The sequence below is a fragment of the Burkholderia sp. 3C genome (assembly GCF_054589155.1).
The window spans coordinates 4,089-9,581 of the sequence record NZ_BAAILN010000075.1; the positions used below are offsets into that span (position 1 = coordinate 4,089).

At 69.2% G+C, this 5,493-nt stretch carries 5 protein-coding genes; 3 read left to right on the top strand and 2 right to left on the bottom strand.

The genetic code is table 11. The annotated features are described in order from the left end of the window. Positions 1 to 100 precede the first annotated feature (100 nt). The 3 genes from ACYP33_RS13605 (at position 101) to ACYP33_RS13615 (ending at position 2,676) form a co-directional block, all read left to right on the top strand. Complete coding sequence (locus ACYP33_RS13605; protein ID WP_414448232.1) at positions 101 to 1,003, top strand: SDR family oxidoreductase; 903 nt, start codon at positions 101 to 103, stop codon at positions 1,001 to 1,003. 120 nt (positions 1,004 to 1,123) lie between these two features. Next, positions 1,124 to 1,936 (top strand): DinB family protein, encoded by an 813-nt coding sequence (locus ACYP33_RS13610; RefSeq protein ID WP_459622301.1) that lies wholly within the window; start codon positions 1,124 to 1,126, stop codon positions 1,934 to 1,936. Next, complete coding sequence (locus tag ACYP33_RS13615; RefSeq protein ID WP_459622303.1) at positions 1,933 to 2,676, top strand: alpha/beta fold hydrolase; 744 nt, start codon at positions 1,933 to 1,935, stop codon at positions 2,674 to 2,676. Before ACYP33_RS13610 ends, ACYP33_RS13615 begins: the two co-directional genes overlap by 4 nt. A gap of 240 nt (positions 2,677 to 2,916) precedes the next feature. Here ACYP33_RS13615 and ACYP33_RS13620 read toward each other — a convergent pair whose 3' ends face one another. Both ACYP33_RS13620 and uxuA read right to left on the bottom strand, forming a co-directional pair. Next, positions 2,917 to 4,233: an MFS transporter gene (locus tag ACYP33_RS13620; RefSeq protein ID WP_459622305.1), complete on the bottom strand. Its 1,317-nt coding sequence runs from the start codon at positions 4,231 to 4,233 to the stop codon at positions 2,917 to 2,919. Positions 4,234 to 4,396: 163 nt separating this feature from the next. After that, the gene (uxuA, locus tag ACYP33_RS13625) at positions 4,397 to 5,443 is read right to left on the bottom strand and encodes a mannonate dehydratase (RefSeq protein ID WP_459622307.1); all 1,047 of its coding nucleotides are present in this window, start codon (positions 5,441 to 5,443) and stop codon (positions 4,397 to 4,399) included. Positions 5,444 to 5,493 lie beyond the last annotated feature (50 nt).

A 5,493-nucleotide genomic window follows, 5' to 3' on the forward strand; every position in this document is an offset into this window, starting at 1 on the left:
ATGGGGATCCTGTTAGTCGCTTTACCATGATGAACTCACTACTTTAACGGGATAAGCAGACGTCGGATAGTAAGCCCGTGACGACCCAAGGAGAGTTCACATGCGTATTTTTCTGACTGGCGCGACCGGCTTCATCGGCTCGGCCCTCGTTCCCGAACTGATCCAGGCAGGCCACCAGGTGCTCGGCATGACCCGCTCCGATGCCGGCGCCGATGCGCTGCGCCAGGCCGGCGCCGAAGCGCACCGCGCCACGCTGGAGGACACCGACAGCCTGCGCGCGGGCGCGGCCCAGGCCGATGCCGTGATCCACGCGGCCTTCGATCACGATTTCACGAACTTCGTCGCGAACTGCGAGAAGGACAAGCGCGCGATCGCCGCGCTCGGCGAGGCACTGAAGGGCTCGGACCGCCCGCTGCTGATCACCTCGGGCACCGGCGTGGGCAGCGGCGCGCATGGCGAACCGGCCAGCGAGGACGTGTTCAACACCACCCATCCGAACCCGCGCATCGGCTCCGAGCTGGCCGGCAACGCGCTGCTCGACGCCGGCGTCAACGTGTCGGTGATGCGTCTGCCGCAGGTGCACAACCCGTACCGCCAGGGGCTGATTTCGCCGCTCGTGCAGATCGCGCGCGACAAGGGCGTGGTGGCCTATGTCGGCGAGGGCCGCAACCGCTGGCCGGCCGGGCATCTGTCGGATGTCGTGAAGCTGTATCGCCTCGCCATCGAGAAGGGCCAGGCCGGCGCGCGCTGGAACGCCGTGGGCGAGGAAGGCATCGCCAGCCGCGAGATCGCCGAGACGCTGGCGCGCGTGCTGGGCCTGCCCGCCCGCTCGATCGCGGCGGAAGAGGCGCAGGCGCACTTCGGCTGGATGGGGATGTTCGTGAGCCTCGACATGCCCGCATCGAGCGCGCTGACGCAGGCGCGGCTCGGCTGGAAGCCGGTCGGGCCGACGCTGCTCGACGATCTGAATCAGGGCAAGTTCGTGGAAGGCGCGGCGCACTGATGGCTGATTGACCCGCTCGGCTGCTGTCCCCGATCGGCGGGACGGCGGCCGAAAATCCGCTTTGACCGGCCCTGTCAGGTAACGTATCGTTTTGCTACGTTACCTGACAGGGCCTGTTTCATGCATTCGCGATTCGACCGCTTCCGCGCCACGCCGCTCGGCCGGCAACTGGAAGCCTTGATCGATACGCCATCGCGCTACATCGAGTTCGCGGCGCTGTCGCGGGTGGGCGTGGCGGCGATCGCCGCGATCCGCGACGAGATCGCCGGGAAATTCCCCGATATCGCCGACGACACCACCGCGCGCCAGTTCTGCGGCGCGATGGTGGCCGAGGTGATGCGCCGCCACGGCCACGAACTGGTGCAGGCGCGCGGCCGGATCGGCGGCGCGCCGTTCACGTATGGCGCGGTGTTCGGCCCGTATCCGGTGGTGCTGCCGTTCGGCGGCGTGCTCGATGCGCTGACGCACATGCCCGCGCGGCTCGCCCTCGCCGCCGCGCGCCTGCCCGCCGCGCAATGGGCCACGCGCCCGGCCGGCACCGGCTTCGCGTTCGTCGAACATGCCTGCCATCTGCGCGATCTCGACGCGGTGTTCGCGCAGCGCATCGAGGCCGTGCGCCACGAAACGCTGCCCGTCATCGCTTCGGTGGACGGCACGGCGCTGGCTGAAGCGCGGGACTACCTGCATCAGGACGGCCAGGACGCGCTGACCGCGTTCGCCGCCTCGCGCGGCCGCTTATGCGATTCGCTCGCCACGCTCGATACCGCCGCGCTGGCCCGCTGCGGGCTGCGCGACGGCGTGCGCCGCATGACGCTGGAGGAACTCGTGCGCGAGCTGCTCGACCACGACCGCACGCACGGCCTCGAACTCGACGAACTCGAACACGAACTGGCCGGATCGGCGCACGCCACTATCAAGGAGAACGAAGCATGACCTCACCGCCGCCCGCGATCTTCATCCACGGTTTCATCGGCACGCTCGCGATCGACGGCTACGCGCCGCCGCACGCCGCGCCGTCGCTGCTCGGTTACGGCGAACACCGCGACGTGCCGGCCGCGCGCATCACGCTGCCCGAACAGGTCGCGCATCTGCGTGCGTTCGTCGAGGCGCAGGCGGGTATGGAGCGCGTCGATCTGGTCGGCCATTCGGTGGGCGGTGCGATCGCGATGCTGTTTGCGCACGCGCACCCCGAACGCGTGCGGCGCATCGTCAACATCGAGGGCAACTTCACGCTGGACGACGCATTCTGGTCGGCCTCGGTCGGCCGCATGACGGCGCACGAGGCCGAGGCGATGCTGGCGGGGTTTCGCGCCGATCCGGCGCGATGGCTGGGCGGCGCGGTGGCGGACGTCACGCCGTCGATGGCGCGCACCGCCGCGCGCTGGCTCGACCATCAGCCGGCCTCGACGCTGCGCGCGATGGGCCGCTCGGTGGTGGATACGACGGGCAACGCGGCCTATCTCGATGCCGTCGGGGCGGTATTCGAGCGGCATCGCGTCTGCCTGGTGGCCGGCGAGCGTTCGCGCGACGGCTGGCATGTGCCCGACTGGGCGCTGGCGCGCTGCGCCGGCTTCGAGGTCGTGCCGAACAGCGGCCATTTGCCGGCGATCGAGCAGCCGGCCGCGCTGGCGGATGTGCTGCATCGGTTTTTGGGGGCGGACGATTCGCATTGAGCGTCATGCGGGCGGCAATCGAGCAACCCGCCGCGCGGCATCGCTTGCTCGGTACTGCCGGCACGCGCCGAGCATCACGCCAGCCGCAATCGAGCTACTCGTTGCGCCGGCAACCGTGCCGCATCGCGCTCTCGGCAACAACGGTGCTCACCGAGCATCACGCCGGCCGCATTCGAGCAACCCGCCGCACCAGCAGCCGCGCCGCACCACTTGCTCGGCGCGGCGAACGCACCTTGAACCTCACCCCACCCGCACCGGCTCGCCCCCCACCCCGCGCAACGGCGGCAACGGCTCCACGCGCCCCACCAGGAACAGATACGACAGCGCGCCCACCACGCACAACACCCCGGCCGCCACCAGCGGCACCACGAACGAGCCGCGCGTGATCGACAGCATCAGCCCCGTGAACGTGGTGATGAAGATCCCGGCCAGATTGCCGGCGAAGTTCTGGATGCCGCCGATCGACGCGACGTGCGCCGGCGTGGGCGCAACCTCGCCCACCAGCGTCCAGACGTTCGCGCCGGCGAACGACAAGCCCGCATACGACAGCGCGAACAGCGCGAGGCACCAGCCGGTGCTGTCGACCAGCGCCGACACTGCGATCGACGACGACGCCAGCATCCCGCCCACCAGGCAGGTCTTGCGCGCGGCCGTGGCGCTCCAGCCGCGCCGGAACAGCGCGTCGGACACATAGCCGCCGAGCCAGCCGCCCGGAATCGCCACCAACGCCGGCAGCATGCCGAGCGTGCCCAGCGACGCGAGCGAGAAGCCGCGCGACTGCAGCAGATAGCTCGGGAACCACGTGATGAAGAAGTAGATCGCGAAGTTCAGGCAGAACAGGCCGATCATCATTCCCCAGATGGTGCGATAGCGAAACAGGTCGAGCCACGACACGCGCGCGGCGGCCTCGGCCTGCGCCGCCGTGCGGCCGCCGGCCGGCACGCCGGCCCGTTCCGCCAGCAGCGCGGCCACGGCGTCGGGCGCGATGCCGCGATAGCGTTCCGGGTCGCGATAGATGAACCACCACGCCGCCGCCCAGACGATGCCGAGCGAGCCCGTCACGATGAACGAACCGCGCCAGCCCACCTGCGAGATCAGCCACGCGACCAGCGGCAGCGACAGCGCCGAGCCGACCCGCGAGCCGCTGTCGAAGATGCTGCTGGCCAGCCCCCGTTCGCGCCGCGGGAACCAGTTGAACGCCACCTTGGCGAACGACGGGATCGCCGCCGCCTCGCCCGCGCCGAGCATCAGGCGCATCCCCACCAGTTGCCCCAGGCCGCGCGCCGCGCCGGTGGCGACCGTAAACACCGACCACCAGCCCACCGCAAGCGCCAGCGCGATGCGCACGCCCACCTTGTCGATGAACCAGCCGGCCGGCAATTGCAGGAACGCGTAGGTCCAGAAGAACGCGCTCAGCACGAAGCCCATGCCGACGGCGTCGAGGCCGAGATCGGCGCGAATGCTGGGGGCGGCGATCGCCAGATTGGCGCGATCGACGAAATTGATGACGTTGGCGAGGAAGCACATCAGGATCATCGCCCATCGGATGTTCGGCATCGAAGGTCTCCGCTTCGTTGGTGTTGGGCGCGGCCGGCCTCGGAGGGCGGCGCGCGCCGGTCGCACGTCGGCGTGCTTGTTGGTGGTGGTGTGATGCGGCCTTGCGGTCTTGCGGTCTCGCGGTCTTGCAACGGCCGCGGCGGGCGCGACGGCCCGCCCGGGGTCAGGCGTGATCGAACTTCTGCAGCGCTTCCCACAGCCCGTTCAGATACACGGCGCCGAGCGCGCGATCGTAGAGGCCGTAGCCGGGCTTGCCGGTTTCGCCCCAGATCATCCGGCCATGGTCGGGCCGCACGTAGCCGGTGTAGCCGGTGTCGTGATACGCCTTGACGATCGCGGCGATATCGAGCGAGCCGCAGCTCGACAGGTGCGCCGATTCCTCGAAATCGCCGTCGGGCGTGATCTTGACGTTGCGGATATGCGCGAAATGGATCCGGCCCATGCCGCCGAATTCGCGCACCAGCGCCTCGACGTCGTTCTGCGGCCCCGCGCCGAGCGAGCCCGAGCACAACGTCAGGCCGTTGGCCGGGTGGTCGACCGCCGCCAGGATGCGGGCGAGATCGTCGCGGTTCTTGACGATGCGCGGCAGGCCGAAGATCGGGCGCGGCGGATCGTCGGGATGAATCGCCATGCGAATGCCGCATTCGGCCGCCACCGGCACCACCGCCTTCAGGAAATATTCGAGGTTCGACCAGAGCCGCGCCTCGTCGATCTCGCGGTATTCGGCGAGCAGCGCCCGCAGTTCCTCGGGGCGATAGCTCGAATCCCAGCCCGGCAGGGAAATGCCCTCGTTCGGATCGATGCGCTCCACTTCGGCGGTGCTGAACGCGAGGCAGGTCGAGCCGTCTTCCAGCGTCTTGGCCAGCTCGGTGCGGGTCCAGTCGAACACCGGCATGAAGTTGTAGCAAACCACTTGAACGCCGGCCGCCGCGAGATGGCGCAGCGTCTGCTGGTAGTTCGCGATCAAGCGGTCGCGAGTGGGCTTGCCGAGCTTGATGTCCTCGTGCACCGGCACCGATTCCACCACCTCGAAGCGCAGCCCGGCCGCCTCGATCTTCGACTTCAGCGCGGCGATCTTCTCCACCGGCCACACCTCGCCCACCGGTTCGTCGTAGACGGCCGAGACGATCTGCGTCACGCCCGGAATCTGACGGATGTACTGCAAGGACACCGGGTCCGAATCCCCGTACCAACGAAACGACATCTGCATGACTGGCCCTCCCGAGCATGACGGCGGCGGTCCGGCCGGAACGTTCCGGC

Coding starts and splice junctions, on each gene's coding strand:
- ACYP33_RS13605 (WP_414448232.1), top strand. CDS start 101: ATGCGTATTTTTCTGACTGGCGCGACCGGCTTCATCGGCTCGGCCCTC.
- ACYP33_RS13610 (WP_459622301.1), top strand. CDS start 1,124: ATGCATTCGCGATTCGACCGCTTCCGCGCCACGCCGCTCGGCCGGCAA.
- ACYP33_RS13615 (WP_459622303.1), top strand. CDS start 1,933: ATGACCTCACCGCCGCCCGCGATCTTCATCCACGGTTTCATCGGCACG.
- ACYP33_RS13620 (WP_459622305.1), bottom strand. CDS start 4,233: ATGCCGAACATCCGATGGGCGATGATCCTGATGTGCTTCCTCGCCAAC.
- uxuA (WP_459622307.1), bottom strand. CDS start 5,443: ATGCAGATGTCGTTTCGTTGGTACGGGGATTCGGACCCGGTGTCCTTG.